At 70.6% G+C, this 16,552-nt stretch carries 20 protein-coding genes; 8 read left to right on the plus strand and 12 right to left on the minus strand.

The genetic code is table 11. From position 1 onward, the window contains the following. Positions 1-129 precede the first annotated feature (129 nt). The gene (locus tag FB561_RS26440) at positions 130-1,548 is read left to right on the plus strand and encodes an APC family permease (protein WP_145811216.1); all 1,419 of its coding nucleotides are present in this window, start codon (positions 130-132) and stop codon (positions 1,546-1,548) included. On the opposite strand, the gene FB561_RS26445 is transcribed toward FB561_RS26440, so the two are convergent. Beyond that, complete coding sequence (locus FB561_RS26445) at positions 1,545-2,741, minus strand: Cmx/CmrA family chloramphenicol efflux MFS transporter (RefSeq protein ID WP_145811217.1); 1,197 nt, start codon at positions 2,739-2,741, stop codon at positions 1,545-1,547. The two genes, FB561_RS26440 and FB561_RS26445, sit on opposite strands and share 4 nt — an antisense overlap. Positions 2,742-3,010: 269 nt before the next feature. On the opposite strand from FB561_RS26445, the gene FB561_RS26450 reads away from it, so the two are divergent. Next, positions 3,011-3,625 (plus strand): rhomboid family intramembrane serine protease, encoded by a 615-nt coding sequence (locus tag FB561_RS26450; protein WP_145811218.1) that lies wholly within the window; start codon positions 3,011-3,013, stop codon positions 3,623-3,625. An 8-nt stretch (positions 3,626-3,633) separates the two neighbouring features. Here FB561_RS26450 and FB561_RS26455 read toward each other — a convergent pair whose 3' ends face one another. From FB561_RS26455 to FB561_RS26470, 4 genes are all read right to left on the minus strand, one after another. Beyond that, positions 3,634-4,212 (minus strand): hypothetical protein, encoded by a 579-nt coding sequence (locus FB561_RS26455; RefSeq protein ID WP_145811219.1) that lies wholly within the window; start codon positions 4,210-4,212, stop codon positions 3,634-3,636. Next, positions 4,209-5,072, minus strand: coding sequence for an ABC transporter permease (locus FB561_RS26460; RefSeq protein ID WP_145811221.1), 864 nt, complete (start codon positions 5,070-5,072; stop codon positions 4,209-4,211). Before FB561_RS26460 ends, FB561_RS26455 begins: the two co-directional genes overlap by 4 nt. Continuing rightward, on the minus strand, positions 5,072-6,025 hold the full coding sequence (locus FB561_RS26465; RefSeq protein WP_238335069.1) for an ABC transporter ATP-binding protein: 954 nt from the start codon (positions 6,023-6,025) through the stop codon (positions 5,072-5,074). The genes FB561_RS26460 and FB561_RS26465 overlap by 1 nt, the downstream gene beginning before the upstream one ends. A 163-nt stretch (positions 6,026-6,188) precedes the next feature. Continuing rightward, complete coding sequence (locus tag FB561_RS26470) at positions 6,189-7,109, minus strand: threonine/serine dehydratase (protein ID WP_145811225.1); 921 nt, start codon at positions 7,107-7,109, stop codon at positions 6,189-6,191. Between the two features lie 155 nt (positions 7,110-7,264). Between FB561_RS26470 and FB561_RS26475 the strand changes: the two genes are divergently transcribed. Further along, entirely contained in the window at positions 7,265-9,145 is a 1,881-nt protein-coding gene (locus FB561_RS26475) for a propionyl-CoA synthetase (RefSeq protein WP_145811227.1), read from the plus strand. On the opposite strand, the gene FB561_RS26480 is transcribed toward FB561_RS26475, so the two are convergent. Continuing rightward, on the minus strand, positions 9,142-9,930 hold the full coding sequence (locus tag FB561_RS26480) for an alpha/beta fold hydrolase (RefSeq protein ID WP_145811229.1): 789 nt from the start codon (positions 9,928-9,930) through the stop codon (positions 9,142-9,144). The two genes, FB561_RS26475 and FB561_RS26480, sit on opposite strands and share 4 nt — an antisense overlap. Positions 9,931-9,990: 60 nt before the next feature. Between FB561_RS26480 and FB561_RS26485 the strand changes: the two genes are divergently transcribed. From FB561_RS26485 to FB561_RS26495, 3 genes are all read left to right on the plus strand, one after another. Beyond that, positions 9,991-10,641, plus strand: a complete 651-nt coding sequence (locus FB561_RS26485) for an SDR family oxidoreductase (protein ID WP_145811231.1) — start codon at positions 9,991-9,993, stop codon at positions 10,639-10,641. A gap of 67 nt (positions 10,642-10,708) precedes the next feature. Further along, a complete protein-coding gene (locus tag FB561_RS26490; protein WP_238335070.1) occupies positions 10,709-11,167 on the plus strand; it encodes an OsmC family protein in 459 nt (152 codons plus the stop codon). After that, positions 11,167-11,538, plus strand: a complete 372-nt coding sequence (locus FB561_RS26495) for a YciI family protein (RefSeq protein WP_145811233.1) — start codon at positions 11,167-11,169, stop codon at positions 11,536-11,538. The genes FB561_RS26490 and FB561_RS26495 overlap by 1 nt, the downstream gene beginning before the upstream one ends. A 20-nt stretch (positions 11,539-11,558) precedes the next feature. On the opposite strand, the gene FB561_RS26500 is transcribed toward FB561_RS26495, so the two are convergent. From FB561_RS26500 to FB561_RS26510, 4 genes are all read right to left on the minus strand, one after another. Beyond that, positions 11,559-11,873, minus strand: coding sequence for a MazG nucleotide pyrophosphohydrolase domain-containing protein (locus FB561_RS26500; protein WP_202880742.1), 315 nt, complete (start codon positions 11,871-11,873; stop codon positions 11,559-11,561). 44 nt (positions 11,874-11,917) lie between these two features. Then, complete coding sequence (locus FB561_RS26505; protein WP_145811236.1) at positions 11,918-12,292, minus strand: DUF4913 domain-containing protein; 375 nt, start codon at positions 12,290-12,292, stop codon at positions 11,918-11,920. Between the two features lie 69 nt (positions 12,293-12,361). Beyond that, a complete protein-coding gene (locus FB561_RS37995; protein WP_170284769.1) occupies positions 12,362-12,526 on the minus strand; it encodes a hypothetical protein in 165 nt (54 codons plus the stop codon). 97 nt (positions 12,527-12,623) lie between these two features. Continuing rightward, on the minus strand, positions 12,624-13,082 hold the full coding sequence (locus tag FB561_RS26510; RefSeq protein ID WP_145811238.1) for an Lrp/AsnC family transcriptional regulator: 459 nt from the start codon (positions 13,080-13,082) through the stop codon (positions 12,624-12,626). A gap of 94 nt (positions 13,083-13,176) precedes the next feature. Between FB561_RS26510 and FB561_RS26515 the strand changes: the two genes are divergently transcribed. Both FB561_RS26515 and FB561_RS26520 read left to right on the plus strand, forming a co-directional pair. Further along, positions 13,177-14,025, plus strand: coding sequence for an LLM class flavin-dependent oxidoreductase (locus tag FB561_RS26515; protein ID WP_145811240.1), 849 nt, complete (start codon positions 13,177-13,179; stop codon positions 14,023-14,025). After that, complete coding sequence (locus FB561_RS26520; protein ID WP_238335071.1) at positions 14,022-14,447, plus strand: nucleoside deaminase; 426 nt, start codon at positions 14,022-14,024, stop codon at positions 14,445-14,447. Before FB561_RS26515 ends, FB561_RS26520 begins: the two co-directional genes overlap by 4 nt. A 40-nt stretch (positions 14,448-14,487) precedes the next feature. On the opposite strand, the gene FB561_RS26525 is transcribed toward FB561_RS26520, so the two are convergent. Both FB561_RS26525 and FB561_RS26530 read right to left on the minus strand, forming a co-directional pair. Further along, positions 14,488-15,465: an LppU/SCO3897 family protein gene (locus tag FB561_RS26525; RefSeq protein WP_145811245.1), complete on the minus strand. Its 978-nt coding sequence runs from the start codon at positions 15,463-15,465 to the stop codon at positions 14,488-14,490. 141 nt (positions 15,466-15,606) lie between these two features. After that, positions 15,607-16,551 carry a helix-turn-helix transcriptional regulator gene (locus FB561_RS26530; protein WP_145811248.1) on the minus strand — a complete coding sequence of 315 codons (945 nt, stop codon included), beginning with the start codon at positions 16,549-16,551 and terminating at the stop codon, positions 15,607-15,609. Position 16,552: the final 1 nt, after the last annotated feature.

Below are 16,552 nucleotides of genomic sequence, written 5' to 3' on the forward strand. Positions count from 1 at the left end.
TTGGTTTCCTGACAAAGTCACGGATCGTCGTCGTGCGTGTCCGGGGCGCGAGCGATCCGCTCGGATGGAAGGATGTTGGGCCAAGGTGCGTCACCCGGGATTCCGTCCCGATTCGCGGCAGGAGGCACGATGAGCGAGAGCACGAACGCGGCCACGGCTTCGACCGATCACAGCCGTCCCGAGCTGAAACGCGTGATGGGACCAGGGCTGCTGTTGCTGTTCGTGGTCGGCGACATCCTCGGTACCGGCGTGTACGCGCTGACCGGCAAGGTCGCGGGCGAGGTGGGCGGCGCGGTCTGGTTGCCCTTCCTGTGCGCGTTCATCGTCGCGATGCTGACGGCGACCAGCTACCTCGAGCTGGTGACGAAGTACCCGCGGGCCGGTGGCGCCGCCGTGTACACGCACAAGGCGTTCGGCATCCATTTCCTCACCTTCCTGCTCACCTTCGCGGTGATGTGTTCGGGTCTGACCTCGGCGTCGAGTGCGTCCAAGGCGTTCGCCGCGAACTTCTTCTCGGCGGTCGACATCGATCCCGAGCGTGGCTCGCTGTTGATGATCACCGCGCTGGCGTTCATGACGTTGATTGCCCTGGTCAACCTCCGGGGCGTCGGCGAGAGCGTCAAGGCCAACGTCGTGCTGACCTGTGTCGAGCTGTCCGGGTTGCTGATCGTGATCGGGATCGGGGCCTGGGCGCTGGCCGGTGGGGACGGCGACACCTCGCGGCTGACCGACTTCAACGTGCCCGAGGGGGAGAGCCCGTTCGGCGCGGTGACCGCGGCGACCGCGCTGGCGTTTTTCGCGATGGTCGGCTTCGAGGACTCGGTGAACATGGCCGAGGAGACGAAGGACCCGGTCAAGATCTTCCCGAAGATCATGCTGATCGGCCTGTCGGTCACCGGTGTCATCTACATCCTGGTGGCGATCTCGGCGGTCACCCTGGTCTCGCCCGAAGAGCTGAACCAGGGCTCCACGCCACTGCTCAAGGTGGTCTCGGCCGGCGCGCCCGGCTTCCCGCTGGAGATCTTCGCCTGGATCACGATGTTCGCGGTGGCCAACTCGGCGCTGATCAACATGCTGATGGCCAGCCGCCTGCTGTACGGCATGTCGCACGAGCGGGTTCTGCCCGGACCGCTCGGCCGGGTGCTGCCGAGCCGGCGGACGCCGTGGGTCGCGATCCTGTTCACCACGGTGCTCGCGTTCTTCCTGATCGGATACGCCGACCTCACCGCGCTCGGTGGGACGACGGCGCTGCTGTTGCTCTGCGTGTTCGCGATCGTCAACGTGGCCGTGCTCGTGCTGCGCCGGGACAAGGTCGAGCACAAGCACTTCCACGCTCCGACCGTGCTGCCGATCCTCGGCGTCGTGCTGTGTGTCTACCTGGCCAGCCCGTTGTCGGGCCGGGCCGGCGCGGACTACAAGATCGCCGGCTGGCTGATGCTGGTCGGGATCGGGCTGTGGGCGCTGACCTGGCTGCTGAACAAGTACGTGTTCAAGCGCCGCTCCGACTTCGACCCGACGCACATCGACTCGGGCGGCCCGGTCAACTAGTCGACGGACAGGCCCCGGGGTCCTCGGAAGGATCCCGGGGCCTGGTCCCGCCGGACCCGCCGGGCGGTCATCAGAACGGTGCCCAGGGCAAGTACTCCGAGGGTGGCCGCGAGCCAGCCGAGGGCGGGGTAGCCGACACCGGCGTCGATCGCGACGCCGCCGAGCCACGGTCCGACGGTGATGCCGACGTTGAACGCGGAGAAGTTCACCGCGGTCGCCAGGGTCGGCGCCCGCCCGGCCAGGCTGAACACGCTGGCGTTGAGGGCCGGGTTCGTCGCGAACCCGAAGCCACCGAGCAGGAACACCGCGACGATCGCCACCACCGGCAGTCCGGCGGCCATGGCCAGTACCACTGACAGGACGGTGATCCCGGTGATCCCGGTCGCGAGCGTGGGGAACGGCTGCGCGTCGGCGGTCCGGCCGCCGAGTGTGATCCCGATCAGCGAACCCACGCCGTACAGGGCCAGGACGGCGGGGACCGCTCCGGCCGGGAGGCCGGTCACGCCGGTGAGCAGGGGAGCGAGGTAGCTGAAGATCACCAGGATCGCCGCGGTCACGAGCGCGGTCGTGGTGTAGGCGAGCCAGAGTCGCGGGTTGTTCATCGCGCGCAGCTCGGCGGCGAGCTGCGGCGTCGTCGCCGGATCGGGGCGGCCCGGCGGGACCGTACTGATGACGCCGGCCATCGCCACGACCGACAGCACCGCGACGGTCCAGAACGCGGCCCGCCAACCGAGGTGCTGACCGATCACGGTGCCGGCCGGCAGGCCGACGATGGTGGCGACCGTGAGGCCACCGGCGACGACGCTCATCGCCTTCGCGCGGCTCGTCGGTGGGACCAGACCGACCGCGGTGACGGCGGCGACGGCCCAGAATCCGGCGTACACGAAGGCGCCGACGATCCTGGTGGCGAGCAGGATCGTGTAGTTCGGGGTGAGGGCGGCGGCGACGTGGGTGAGCGCGAAGACGGTCAGGAACACCAGCAGCGCGGTCCGTCGAGGGCGGCGCAGGGTGACCACGGCCAGCACCGGCGCGCCGACGAGCATGCCGACCGCGAACGCCGAGATCAGCAGCCCCGCATCCGGAATCGAGACGCCCAGGTCCGCCGCGAGCTCGGGGAGCAGCCCGGCGAGCATCAGCTCGGAGGTGCCCTGGGCGAAGATCGCCAGCCCGAGAACGTAGACGGCGACGGGCATCGCGAGTTCCTCCAGCTGTCGGGGCGGACGGGCACCGGCGAACGACCAGGAACAGCGCACTCCACCCGTCCGGATCTCCCCAGCCCGGCCGACGGCCCACCCCCGATCGCACACAGCGATCTGCAAGTCGCACATGGTGACACATCCAGGCCCTGTCGCGCTCGTCGGGGTCCACGATCCGAAAAGCGGGCCGTCCACATCCTGCTCACCCGGCGGTCGCGGCGCGGCGTACCCGGGCGGGTTTTGGGGTAATCGGGCATGGTGGAGGCATGAGCTACCCGACGCCGGCGCGCCGTACCAGCGACGCGGTCGAGGCTGCCCGGATCAGCGGTGGGATCAAGCTGCTGATCGCGATGGTGGGCCTGATGTGGGTGAGCGAGGTCGTCGACACCCTGCTGCACGGCGAGCTCGACCGGTACGGCATCGTCGCGCGCGAGCCGGACGGCCTGATCGGCATCGTGACCTCGCCGTTCCTGCACCTCGGCTTCGGCCATCTGCTCTCGAACACGCTGCCGTTGGTCACCCTCGGCGCGCTGATCGCGATCGGCGGCGCGGCCCGGCTGCTCGCGGTCACCGCACTGGTCGCCGTGCTCGGTGGATTCGGGACCTGGCTGATCTCGCCGCCGAACACGGTGACGATCGGCGCCAGCGGTCTCGTCTTCGGGTACGCCGCGTACCTGATCGCGCGCGGCATCTTCAACCGCCGGATCGGTCAGGTCCTGATCGGCCTGGTCGTCGTGCTGGTCTGGGGCAGCGCCCTGCTCGGCGGACTGCTGCCGCAGGACGGCATCTCCTGGCAGGGCCACCTGTTCGGCGCGGTAGGCGGCGTCATCGCCGCCTGGATCCTGGCCGAGCACCGCCGTCCCCGGCCGTCGGTCGGCTGACCTCAGCTTCAGGAGCCGGCGTCCTGCGAGGGCTCGGTGCTCTTCGGGCGCAGCTGCCGGCGGCGGAGCATCGCCAGCATCATCAGGACCGCGATCACGCCGGGCACACCGGCCGCGATCGGCAGCACTCCGCCGGCCCCGAGGGTGCGTTCCGGTGCGATGTCCAGCCGCAAGGCCTTGCTCGACACGACCGGCGCGGCGGCCTGTCCGGTACCGAGCGCGACGTAGACGACGAAGTGGCCGGAATTGACCGCCTGCATCTCCCACTCGAGCTTGTCGGTGTCGCCACCGCCGAGCGGGTCCAGGTACTGCGTACGCTCGCTGGACCAGTCCTCCGGGTCGACGTAGACACCTGGGTCGACGGCGAAGATGTTCAGGTGCGCGATCGCGCCGGTGAGCTCCTGCTCGCCGGTGTTGCGCACGGCCGAGGTGAAGGTGATCGTCTGGCCGAGTCCGATCGCGGCCTCGGTCCGGTCGAGTTCGACGATCACCTGCTGAGCCGCGCCCGGCGGCGCCTCCACGGCAGCTGAGGGGGTAGGCGCCGCGATGGCGGCGAGAGCGACCAGTGGGAGCAGGTACTTCCTCATCCGCGGCCTCCCGCTCCGAGCCGGAGTCGGCTGGACAGGGCCACCGCGAACCCGACTGCCAGGCCCGCGGCGACGGCCGGTCCGATCAGCCAATGGCCTTCCTGGGCGAAGCTCCTGGCGTTCACGATGGTCCGCCCGAGGTAGCGCAGCCCCGCCGTGAACGGATCGGCCCGCAGCAGCAGGTCACCGAACCAACCACGCTGGGCGGAACTTGGCATCTGGGTCGGCGCGAACAAGGCGAGCAGGATGAACACACTCACCGACAGGCTGACCCGGTTCGTGCTCGAGAAGATGCTGATCAGCAGGCCGAGGCCGACCATCGCGAGGGCGAGCAAGGCCCCGACCAGCAGGCCGCTGCGCAACGAGGTGTCGACCACCTTGACGCCTTTGCCGAGATACCACACGTACGGGATCGCGACCACGTACGCGGCGAACCACAGCGTCAGCGCGGCCAGTCCCTTGCCGACGGTGAGGGCCCAGCGCGGGATGGGTGCCAGTAGCAACGATTCCAGGGTGCCGCGATCGCGTTCGCCGCTGAACGCGTCGGAGGCCGCGAGCAGGGTGAGCAGGGTCCCGAGGGCCACGGCGACCTGGAGGGTGAGGCTGACGGCCTCGCGCTGTTCGAGGAAGTTCAGCGCCTGGTTGGACGCGGTCAGGTAGGTGGTCACGCTGAGCGTGATCGCGTAGGCGAACAACAGCACCAGGCCGCGGCCGCCGAGCCAGAGATCGCGGATCTCCCGCCAGGCGACCACCAGCCACGAGCCGCGCCCGGCCCGTCGCGGCACATCGGAGGCACGCTCCACGCCGGTACCGGCCGGGGTCGTCCCGCCCGGATCGGTGCCGGTCGGCTGGATCGTCATCAGGCCTCCTCGGTGAAGGCGAGGAAGGCGTCGCTGAGCCGGCCGCCCTCCAGGGTGAATCCGAGCACGGGCACGCCGGCCGCCAGCAGGCCGGTCAGGGCTTGGGTGGCGGCGGCCTCCGGCCCGAGCCCAGGCGGCATGCTGAGTTCGAGCTCGCCCAACCGGCCGCCGCCGGTGGACACCGCGCGCACCTGCGTGCCGGCCAGCGCCGTCAGCGCCCGGCCGGTCAGCTCCGGGGGGACCTGGAGCCGGCCTTGCCGCGGCGCGGCCGCCTGCCGGACCACCTCCGCAACGGTGCCTTCGGCAACCACTCTGCCGCGGTTCAGGATCACCACCCGGTCGCAGATCTGCTCGACGTCGGCCAGGACGTGGGTACTCAGCACCACGGTCGCGCCGCGCTCGCGGGCGATCCGGCCGATCAGGTCGAGCACCTGTGCCTGGCCCATCGGATCCAGGCCCAGGGTGGGCTCGTCCAGGAACACCACGTCGGGGTCGTTCACCAGCGCCCGGGCGATACCGAGCCGTTGCTTCATCCCGCGGCTGTACCCGGACACGAGCGTCCGGGCCCGGTCGGCCAAACCGACCTCGGCGAGCAGCCCGGCCACCAGGGCTTGCGCGTCGGCGCGACTCCGGCCGAACAGCTCCGCGTGGTACCGCAGCCATTCCGCGCCGGTCTGCCCGGCCGGGTACCCGGCGCTCTCCGGCAGGACGCCGACCCGGCGGCGGATCTCGTCCGGCCTGGTGTGCGGGATCCCGGTCACCGCGAAGGAGCCGCCGTCGGCGGGCAGGATCGTGGTCAGCATCCGGATCGCCGTGGTCTTGCCGGCGCCGTTCGGGCCCAGGAAGCCCAGCACGGTCCCGGCGGCGACCTCGAGCGCGAGCGCGTCCACGGCGATGACCCGGCCGTACGACTTGCGCAGGTCCGTCGCCACGAGCGCCGGTCCGCCGGACACGGTCAGCCGCCTCGTCGCCGTCCAAACGGGAGCATCTCATCGGCCACTGCCGGCACCTCCACTGGAGGGTGTCATCGGAACCTCGGCTCTGGGGAGCAGGTGCAGTCAGTACGGATGATGCTCTGCCCGAGCTGAGAGACTCCTGAGGGCTCGGTCGGGCCGCTCAGCCCAGTGTGGACGGGTCCGTGTTGGCGCCGCACACCACCATGACGACGCGCTCGCCCGGTTCGGGGCGGTAGGCGCCCGAGGACAGGGCGGCCTGGGTGACCGCGGCGCCGTGCTCGACCGCCAGCCGGTACTCGGTCCACAGCTCGTTGCGGGCGGCAACGATGGCCTCCTCGGTGACGAGGACGGACCGGACGCCGTGGGCGCGGACGGCGTCGAACGCGATCGAGCCGAGCCGCCGGGCGCCGAGCGAGTCGGCCGCGCAGCCGCCGACCTGGACGTCCACCGGTTCGCCGGCTTCGAGAGCGCGGGCCATCGTCGGCGCGACCTCGGGCTCGACGCCGACCACGCGGGCCCGGCCGCCCAGCGCCGTCGCGATCCCGGCGATCAGGCCGCCGCCGCCGACCGCGACCAGGACCGTGTCGAACGGATCCGCCTGCTCCAGCAACTCCAGTCCCAGCGTGCCCTGACCCGCGACGATCTCGGGCTGGTCGTAGGCGTGCACGAACAACGCCCCCGAGGCCTCGCTCGCGGTCACCGCCGCCGCGTACGCCTCGGCGTACTCGGTGCCGATCTGGACCACGTCCGCGTCGAGGGTCCGGAGCCGCGCGACCTTCGTGGACGGGGCGCTCTCCGGGACGAAGATCCGGGCCGGTACGCCGAGTTCGCGGGCCGCGTAGGCGACCGCGAGGCCTGCGTTCCCGCCGGACGCGGTGACGACGCCGAGGCCGGACAGTGCGCCCTGCTCCTTGGCGGAGAGCATCCGGTTGAAGGCGCCGCGCGGTTTGAACGAGCCGACGTGCTGAAGCAGCTCCAGCTTGAGGGTCAGCGTCGGCGAGACCCGCAGGACCGGGGTCCGCCGGACCCGCCCGGAGATCCGCTCGGCCGCATGCTGGACGTCCGCGGCAGTCACTGTCATGTCCCAACCTTGCCACGCGCCTTACCGGTAGCGGGACCCGGCCCGTCGCGAACGCCCGGACGCAACGTCGGTGCAACTGCGAGCCGGGTAGACCAACACGGGGGCACCGGCAAGACTGCAGAGAACCTCACCGGACGGGTGACAGGAGGCCACCGATGGGTGCGTACGAGGAGAGCTACCGCCGCAGCCTGGCGGATCCGGCGGGATTCTGGCTGGAGGCGGCGACCGCGATCAGCTGGACCACACCACCGACCCGGGCGCTCGACGACTCGGCCGCGCCGCTGTACCGCTGGTTCCCCGACGGCGAGCTGAACACGGCGTACAACGCGCTCGACCGGCACGTCGAAGCGGGTCACGGTGACCGGAACGCGCTGATCCACGACTCGCCCGTCACCGGGACGCAGCGCACGTACACCTATCGCGAACTGCGCGACGAGGTAGCCGTCTTCGCGGGGGCGCTCGCCTCGCTCGGGGTCGGCAAGGGTGATCGCGTCATCGTCTACATGCCGATGGTGCCGGAGGCCGCGATCGCGATGCTCGCCTGCGCGCGGCTCGGCGCGATCCACTCGGTGGTGTTCGGCGGGTTCGCGCCGAAGGAGCTGGCGGCCAGGATCGACGACGCCCGGCCGAAGGTGATCGTGGCCGCGTCCTGCGGGATCGAGCCGGCCCGCGTGGTCGAGTACCTGCCGATCATCGAGAGCGCGCTCACCCTGTCCACGCATCAGCCGGACACCACCGTCGTACTGCAACGAGACGCCGGTCCCGCGACTCTCGGCGAGCGCGACCTCGACTGGCAGAAGCTGGTCTCGACGGCGCATCCGGCGGACCCGGTCCCGGTGGCCGCGACCGACCCGCTGTACGTGCTGTACACGTCCGGGACGACCGGCAAGCCGAAGGGCGTGGTCCGCGACAACGGTGGTCACGCGGTCGCGCTGGCCTGGTCGATGCGGGCCGTGTACGACATCGGTCCGGGGGATGTGTGGTGGACGGCGTCCGACGTCGGCTGGGTCGTCGGCCACTCCTACATCGTGTACGCCCCGCTGCTGATCGGCGCGACCACGGTCCTGTACGAGGGCAAGCCCATCGGGACGCCGGACGCGGGTGCGTTCTGGCGGGTGATCTCCGACCACCGGGCGAAGGCGCTGTTCACGGCACCGACGGCGTTGAGGGCGATCAAGAAGGTCGATCCGGAGGCGGCCGAGCTCGCCAAGTACGACCTGTCGGCGTTCGGCACGTTGTTCCTGGCCGGCGAGCGGCTCGATCCGGAGACGTACCACTGGGCGCACGACCACCTCGGCGTCCCGGTCGTCGACCACTGGTGGCAGACCGAGACGGGCTGGCCGATCGCCGCGAATCCGCGTGGCCTCGAACCGTTGCCCACCAAGCCCGGCTCGGCGACGGTCCCGCTGCCCGGCTGGGATGTGCGCATCCTGGACGCCGAAGGAGCTCGGCAGCCCGCGGGGGAGGAGGGGGCGATCGCGATCAAGCTGCCGTTGCCGCCCGGGGCGCTGCCGACGCTGTGGGGCGACGACCAGCGCTACATCGACAACTACCTCAGCCGGTACGACGGGTACTACCTGACCGGAGACTCCGGGTACGTCGACGAGGACGGGTACCTGTTCGTGATGGGGCGCACCGACGACGTGATCAACGTGGCCGGGCATCGCCTGTCCACCGGGAGTATGGAGGCCGTCCTGGCCGCGCATCCAGCGGTCGCGGAGTGCGCGGTGATCGGGGTGAAGGACGCCTTGAAGGGTCAGCTTCCGCGCGGCCTGGTCGTGCTGAAGTCGGGTGTCGAGGTGGACGAGGCGGTACTCCGCGACGAGCTGGTCGCCGCGGTTCGCCGAGACATCGGCCCGGTGGCGGCGTTCCGCGAGGTGTCCGTGGTGGAGGCGCTGCCGAAGACGCGGTCGGGCAAGATCCTCCGCAAGACGATGCGTGGGATCGCCGACGGCCGGGACGAGCCGGTCCCGTCGACGATCGAGGATCCGGCCGTGCTCGACACGCTGCGCCCGATCCTCCGCCAGGACTCCTAGGACTTCAGGAAGGACAGCACCAGCGGACTGGCCTCGGCACGGAACTCGTGGAAGTAGGCGTGCCGCGCGCCCTGGACGAGCTTCGCCCGCGCGTCCGGGATCCGGGCGGCCAGCAGGTCGGCGTTCGCGGCCGGGCTGAAGACATCGTCGGTACCGTGCAGGATCAACGTCGGCGCCTGGATCGCGGGCAACTCGTCCCACGCCTCGTGGTTGTTGCTGGCGACCAGGTGCCGGCCCTTCGCGTACGCGGGCATCGTGGTGTCGCCGAGCACCGGGTACGGGCCGGGGTTCGCGGCGAGCCAGGCCGGGGTGTACATGAGTTCGCGCAGCACGGTCGCGCTCGCCTCCTGGTCCCGCTGCGAGAGCGCTCGCCGGATCTCCTGGCTCCGCTCGTACCCGTGCGCCTTGCCGGGCGAGGTACACCCGAGGACGAGCCGCCGTACTCGCTCGGGATGACGGATCGCGAGCCATTGCGCGGTCCGCCCACCCATCGACGTGCCGTAGACGTCCACCTGGTCGAGGCCGAGCTCGTCGAGGACCGCGACGGCGTCCTCGGCGAAGGTTTGCGTGCTGTACGGGACGTCGGGTTTGTCGCTGTCCCCGGTCCCGCGGTAGTCGAGCGTGATCGTCCGGCGGCCGGCCTCGAAGTCGGCGCGCACCGGGTCCCACCAGTGGTGGTTGTTCGACTGACCGGCCAGGAGGAGCAACGCCGGCCGGGTTCCTGGATCGGGGCCGGCGAGCTGGTAGGCGATCCGGGTCCCGTCGGCGGCAACTGCGGAGGACATGCCTGCCAGTCTGCCGGAACCGTCCCGGGCCCTGTCGGGGTGGAGTACTAGTCTCGGGGTATGCGAGTCGTCATAGCGGGTGGACACGGGCAGATCGCGTTGCGGCTGACGAAGCTGCTGGCCGCCGACGGGCACGAGGTGGTCGGGCTGGTGCGGAATCCCGCGCACGAGGCCGACGTCGCCGCGGCCGGTGGGCGGATCGCGCTGCTGGACCTGGAGCAGGCCGACGTCGACGCGGTCGCCGAGGTGTTGTCGGGGGCCGAGGTCGCGGTGTTCGCCGCGGGCGCGGGACCGGGCAGCGGGAAGGCGCGCAAGGACACCGTGGACCGAGGCGCGGCGGCGTTGTTCGCGGAGGCGGCCGAGGGGGCCGGGGTACGGCGTCATCTCCAGGTCGGGTCGATGGGCGTCGACCGGATCGACAGCCTGGACCCCGACGACACGTTCACCGTCTACCTGCGGGCGAAGAAGGCCGCCGAGGACGACCTGCGCGGCCGGGACCTGGACTGGACCATCCTGCGGCCGGGCGGGCTGACCGACGAGCCCGCGACCGGCAAGGTACTGCTCGCCGACCACACCGGCCAGGGCCGGGTGACCCGCGACGACGTGGCGCTGGTCCTCGCCGGTCTCTGTGACACCCCGGCCTCGATCGGCCGGACCCTGGAACTGATCTCCGGCGACACCCCTGTCGCCGACGCGCTGCGATCGCTCTGACCGCGGCACGGCCACCCGCCCGGCGCGCGCACCACCCCAGCGTCGTACCGGGCCCTCCCAGGTTGCCATGAGCAACAGATTGCGACGGACGATGGGCGACACTCTCCGGCAGGTGCGGTTCGAACGCACCGCCAACAGCAAGTACCTGGTCCACAACGTCCGCGGCGGCACCATGACGGTCGGCTCCGGCGGTCCCGACGACACCGACTTCACCCCGGTCGAGCTGCTGCTGGCCGCGATCGGGGCGTGCTCGGCGATCGACGTGGACGTCGTGGTCAGCCGGCGCGCCGAACCGGCCGAGTTCGGCGCGGTGGTGACCGGCGACAAGATCCGCGACCCCGAGGAGGGCAACCGGATGGAGAACCTGAAGGTCGAGTTCACCATCCGCTTCCCCGAGGGCGAGGACGGCGACAAGGCCCGCGAGGCGCTGCCGCGGGCGGTCAAGATGTCCCACGACCGGCTCTGCACGGTCAGCCGGACCGTCGAGCTCGGCACGCCGGTGACCACAATCGCGAACGACGACTGATGCAGTACCTCCTGCTGATCTGCCCCGATCCCGAACTGGCGCCCGACGACTCGTTCGAGAAGGGCTGCGAGGGCTGGACCGAGGAGATGACGCGTCGCGGTGTCCTCCGCGACGCGACGGGCCTCCGCTCCCCGGCGGAGGCCCGCACGGTCCGCGTCCGTGCCGGTGCGGACCAGGATGACGACGACGAGGTCTCCATCACCGACGGCCCCTTCACCGACGCCAAGGAACTGATCGGCGGCCTCTGCGTCATCGACTGCGAAGACCTCGACGAAGCCACCGGCATAGCAGCAGCCCACCCCTCAGCCCGCTACGGCGCCATAGAAGTCCGCCCCATCTGGGACCCCACCACCGGCGACCGCCCGTACTGACCTGGGCGCGACCTCGCCGGTCAGCCGGCGAGGTGCTGGTCGAGCTCGTCCATCGTCCGGGTGAAGGCACCCTCGAGATCGACCTGGTAGGCATCGGCCAGGACCAGCACCGACCACAAGCAGTCCGCCAGCTCATGCGCCAACGCCTCGTCGAGGTCGTCTCTGGGCCGCACGCCTTCCTTCCCCTGGACGAGCTTCGCCAGGTCGCCGACGTCGCCCAGGAACCCGAGCATCAGCTCCTCGCGGTTCCAAGCCCGGCCGTACCGCTCGGCCTCGACCGCCGCATACGAAGCCCGGACACTCCGGGCCCGCTCAACCATCTCCGAGAACTCCATCCACCGGACGCTACCCGTCAGGTGCTGCCTACCTGACGGACTGTCTAGGCGGAGAGGGCGGGTTGGCGGAGGTCGACGAAGAGGCCTTCGGGTGGGTCTACGAGGGGGAGGTCTGGGACCGGGAATTCCGAGTGGCCGCTGCGGCAGGTGCCGAAGGGGCCGTCCGGGTCGAGCAGGTAGGTCATGTGGTGGTCCGCGTGGTCGCGCCACCACAGGGACATCCCGAGTTGGCCGTCGTGGCGGAGGGACTCCCAGGCGCGCCACAGAGCGTCGAGGCGGCTCATGGCCTCGGAGTGCTGGTACCACTCCGGGCACCAGACGAACGCGTTGCCGAGCCGGCGCGCGTATCTTCGCGCGATCCACTCGGATACGAAGGCGCCCAGGTGGGGATAGAACAGGTCGATCGGCTCGTCGTCCACGAGCTGTCTCCTCGAGTTCTGGAGCACCACCGCCGCGGGCGGGCGGCGGCAGCGCGGGAAGTCAGCGGCCTACCGCTCGAGCTTGTCGATCTGCTTGGAGAGCTTGCCGAGCTGGTTCGCGGTCTGCTTCATCTGCGGCGAGCTCGCCGACGCACCCATCTTGCGCAGTTCGGCCTGGCTCTCGGCGAGACCCTGGTACTCGGCCTTCAGTTCCTCCAACGTCTTCTTTGCCATGCTCAGATCCTTTGGTCACGGGATATTCGGGTTTGTTGAGGAGCCGAGTGTTCCGGTGACGCCTGTCGTGGACCTGCTGCCCATCTGTTGCCGGTTGTCACAGCTCGGCCGGGGGCGCCTGCGGGCCGCGGTACGGCTGGGTCTGGCTGTAGACCAGGTTCGTCGTCGTACTGCCGAACTCGGTCAGCTCGTTGACCAGCTGCTCCAGGTGCGCCATCGACCCGGCGGCCACCTTGAGCGTGTAGCAGTCGTCACCGGTGGTCCGCAGGCACTCGAGGATCTCGAATCGCTCCCGCAACAGCTTGTGCAACGGAGCGTGCTTGTTCCCGGGGTACTTCAGCCGGACGACCGCGAGCACCGGGTACCCGACCTTCGTCAGGTCGACCTCGGCCTTGTACCCGCTGATCACGCCGAGGGACTCCAGCCGCTTCACCCGCTCGGTGGTCGCGGAGGCGCTCAGGTTGACCCGCCGGCCGAGCTCGGTCAGTGGAATCCGCCCGTCGGTCTGGACCTCGACCAGGATGGCCCAGTCGGTCTGATCAAGAGTCTCGGTCATCCGGCCAACCTACCGGGAGATCCACGGCCACGACCCCGGTTTACCGCGAGGATTCTCTTCAACGCGGCCGGTCCGCCTGGATAGCCTGGTCGGCATGTTGCTCGGTGTGAACGTCCCCAACTTCGGCCCCGGAACCACCCCCGACCGGTTGCTCGCCTGGGCCCGGACCGTCGAGGGACTCGGGTACGACCTGCTGATGGTGTCCGACCACGTCGCGATCACGCCCGACGTCGCCGAGCAGTACCCGGCCCCGTTCTACGAACCGTTCACCACGCTCAGCTGGCTCGCCGGTCAGACCAGCACGATCCGTCTCGGGACCACCGTGCTGATCGCGCCGTACCGGCATCCGCTGCTCACCGCGCGGATGGCGGCGAACCTCGACCAGTTGAGCGGCCACCGCCTGATCCTCGGCGTCGGCATCGGCTGGGCCCAGCAGGAGTTCGAGGCCCTCGGCGCCGACTTCGCCCGCCGCGGCCGTACCACCGACGAGACGCTCGCCGCCCTGCGGACCGCCTGGCAGGACACGGCCGACTACCGCAGCGGCCACATCCCGTTGTGGGTCGGCGGCCGCAGTACCGCGGGACTGCGCCGCGCCGTCCGGTACGCCGACGCGTGGCACCCGTTGCGCGAACGGGTCACCTGGATGCGCGACGCCCTGGACCGGATGAAGGCGATCGCCGACGACGAGCAGCGCCCGGTACCGGGGTTCGCGCCGCGGATCCTGCTCCGGCTGACCGACCGCCCGCTTCCGGACGGCGAGCGCGTCGCCGGGGAAGGCACGATCGACCAGGTGATCGGCGATCTCGACGAACTGCGGCTGCTCGGCGCCGAATCCGTCGTCCTGGACCCGTTCGTCGGCGATCCTGCCGAGACCGAACACCCCGAGACCGCGTGGCAGGCACTGGCCACGGTCCGGGCCAACCTCGAATGGAGCAGCAGGTGACCCCCGCAGCAGAAACCCTTCTCCGTCGCGCGATCGAGCTCGCCGTCGCCGCCCGGGCCGCTGGCAACCCGCCGTTCGGGTCGTTGCTCGCGGCACCGGACGGCACCGTGCTCGCCGAGGACGGGAACACCAGCCTCACCGACAACGACATCACCGCCCACCCGGAGCTCAAGCTGGCCCGGTGGGCGGCGGCGAACCTCGATCCGGAGACCGCGAAACAGACCACGATGTACACCAGCACCCAGCCCTGCGGGATGTGCGCGGGCGCGCTGGAACGCTCCGGTCTCGGCCGGGTCGTCTACGCGTTGTCGGGCGAGCAGCTGAACGCGCTCAAGCCCGGTGGTGGATTCCAGCCCGTCGCCCAGGAAGGGCCCGCGCTGTACGACGAGGCGAAGGCCGCGGTCGACGGGTACTACACCTGACCAGCTCGGGGGCGGAGCGGATCCGCCCCCGAGCGTCTGGTCAGTTCGGGCCGAGGCAGAGCGTGTACGCCGACGAGCTGCGCTCCTCGGTGTACGCGACGGTGTAGCCCTCGTACTGCTCGCACTGGGACTCGTCCGACGTGCTGACCTTGCCGAGCACCTTGTAGTCGGCGTCCGAGGACGTGCAGTCGACCACCTTCACGTCGGGCTTGGAGACCGAGCCCGCGTTGTGGATGCAGTCACCGACCGACGCCGACGACGGGCTGCTCAGGTTGCTGATGTTGCCGATCACGATCAGCAGGATGACCGCGAGCGGCACGACCAGGCCGATCACCTGCGGCCGTTTGAACAGCGGTTTGCCCGGGTCCATCGGCCGGCCCGGTGCGCCGGGGGCGGGCTCGGGCAGGTTCTTGAACTTGTTCGCCGGGCCGAGGTTCATCAGCATCGTGATCGGGTTGACGATCAGCGAGCCGATACCCCACCAGCCGGCGACCATGCTCTTCGAGGTCATGTCGCGGACCGCCGCGGTCCCACAGGTCTTGCAGTAGGGCCCCTCGAGCTTCAGGAACCGCATCACGATGATCAGGCCCTGGTGGCCGCGGACGGTCGCCGGGACGGCCGGCACCGCACCGCAGAACCGGCACTGCATCGTCCCGCCCGGCATCGGCGCCATCCCCGGCTGCGGCTGCTGCCCGAACTGCGCCGGCCCTGGCTGCCCGAACTGCTGCCCGTGCTCCTGCCCGTACTGCGGGCCGCCACCCGGCTGACCGTACTGCGGCTGTCCTTGCTGCTCGTACGGCTGCCCGTGCTGCGGTTGTCCGTGCTGCGGTTGTCCGTGCGGGGGCTGGTCGTACGGGCCCGGCTGGAAGTTCTCCGGCTGCTGCTGCGTGTACTGCGGGAACTGGCCCTGCGGACCGTGGTGCTGCGGCCCCTGGTCCTGCGGGGGCGGACCGTACCCGCCGGGCGCCGGCTGGCCGGGGTACTGGTTGTGGGGCGGCTGAGGGGGAGACGTGGTCACGGACACTTCCTGTTGCTAGCGCGTGGAACAGCTTTGGGACATCGGGGACCCTACTCGCCGTCCCGGTCATCCGGAGTCGCGAATCCCCCCGGTTGGCGCACGTCTTACCTGCTGCGACGAATTGTCACCGGCCGTCTGCGGTCAGTGGCCGTACCGCTGGACGAGTTCGCCGCCGAGCCGGGCCAGTTCGGCCTGTACCGACGGCGGGTCGAGCACCTCGATCAGGCCGCCCCACCCGGCCAGGTGCTGCGCGATCATCAGCGGGGTCGGGGCTGTCACCAGGATCCGGACCCAGCCTTCGTCACCCGGTCCGAGGACCTCGCAGTGCCGCCCGAGCCGGTCCTGCATGACCCAGAGATGCCGCTCCCGGACGAGGACGGTCGCGGCGAGCCCGGACCGGTTCTGCTCCATCTCGTCGACCACCCGGGCCCACTCGGTCGCGAGGTCGAAGTCGTCCGGGCGCTCCGCGGGCAGCTCCGTGACCTCGGCCGCGACGATCCGGTCGACCCGGAACGTGCGCTGTCCCTTCTCGGTCCCCGCGATCAGGTACCAGACGTCGTCCTTGTCGACGAGTCCGAGTGGATCGACGACCCGCTCGGACTGCTCACGACGGCGACCGGCGTAGGTCAGGCGTACCTTCCGCCGCTTCACCACCGCGGTCTGCAGCTCGTTCACCCGGGACGGGCGCTGCTTGCCGTGTTCGCCCCAGCCCGCCGGGTCGATCACGACCGCCTCCGCTGCCGCCTCGGCCTCCGTCCGGAAGGTCTCCGGCAGGGCGCGGACGAGCTTGCGCAGCGCGGCCTTCGCGTCGGGCGCGATCGAGGCGGCCGGCCCGACCAGGAGGAACAGGGCCTGCGCCTCGGTCGCGCTCAACCCGCTCAGATCCGTCCGGGCGCCGCCGAGCAAGGACCAACCACCGTTGCGTCCGGGCTGTGGATAGACCGGGATCCCGGCGGTCGACAAGGCCTCGAGATCGCGGCGCGCGGTGGCCACGGAGATCTCCAGCTCCTCGGCCAGCTCGGCCGCCGTGACCCGGCCGCGGGCCTGCATCAGGAGCAGGGTGGCGACCAGCCGATCAGCGCGCATA

Source organism: Kribbella amoyensis, from assembly GCF_007828865.1.
GTDB lineage: Bacteria > Actinomycetota > Actinomycetes > Propionibacteriales > Kribbellaceae > Kribbella > Kribbella amoyensis.

Coding starts and splice junctions, on each gene's coding strand:
- FB561_RS26440 (WP_145811216.1), top strand. CDS start 130: ATGAGCGAGAGCACGAACGCGGCCACGGCTTCGACCGATCACAGCCGT.
- FB561_RS26510 (WP_145811238.1), bottom strand. CDS start 13,082: ATGACCGAGACTCTTGATCAGACCGACTGGGCCATCCTGGTCGAGGTC.
- FB561_RS26530 (WP_145811248.1), bottom strand. CDS start 16,551: ATGCGCGCTGATCGGCTGGTCGCCACCCTGCTCCTGATGCAGGCCCGC.
- FB561_RS26480 (WP_145811229.1), bottom strand. CDS start 9,930: ATGTCCTCCGCAGTTGCCGCCGACGGGACCCGGATCGCCTACCAGCTC.
- FB561_RS26495 (WP_145811233.1), top strand. CDS start 11,167: ATGCAGTACCTCCTGCTGATCTGCCCCGATCCCGAACTGGCGCCCGAC.
- FB561_RS26475 (WP_145811227.1), top strand. CDS start 7,265: ATGGGTGCGTACGAGGAGAGCTACCGCCGCAGCCTGGCGGATCCGGCG.
- FB561_RS26485 (WP_145811231.1), top strand. CDS start 9,991: ATGCGAGTCGTCATAGCGGGTGGACACGGGCAGATCGCGTTGCGGCTG.
- FB561_RS37995 (WP_170284769.1), bottom strand. CDS start 12,526: ATGGCAAAGAAGACGTTGGAGGAACTGAAGGCCGAGTACCAGGGTCTC.
- FB561_RS26515 (WP_145811240.1), top strand. CDS start 13,177: ATGTTGCTCGGTGTGAACGTCCCCAACTTCGGCCCCGGAACCACCCCC.
- FB561_RS26470 (WP_145811225.1), bottom strand. CDS start 7,109: ATGACAGTGACTGCCGCGGACGTCCAGCATGCGGCCGAGCGGATCTCC.
- FB561_RS26500 (WP_202880742.1), bottom strand. CDS start 11,873: ATGGAGTTCTCGGAGATGGTTGAGCGGGCCCGGAGTGTCCGGGCTTCG.
- FB561_RS26455 (WP_145811219.1), bottom strand. CDS start 4,212: ATGAGGAAGTACCTGCTCCCACTGGTCGCTCTCGCCGCCATCGCGGCG.
- FB561_RS26450 (WP_145811218.1), top strand. CDS start 3,011: ATGAGCTACCCGACGCCGGCGCGCCGTACCAGCGACGCGGTCGAGGCT.
- FB561_RS26445 (WP_145811217.1), bottom strand. CDS start 2,741: ATGCCCGTCGCCGTCTACGTTCTCGGGCTGGCGATCTTCGCCCAGGGC.
- FB561_RS26460 (WP_145811221.1), bottom strand. CDS start 5,072: ATGACGATCCAGCCGACCGGCACCGATCCGGGCGGGACGACCCCGGCC.
- FB561_RS26490 (WP_238335070.1), top strand. CDS start 10,709: ATGAGCAACAGATTGCGACGGACGATGGGCGACACTCTCCGGCAGGTG.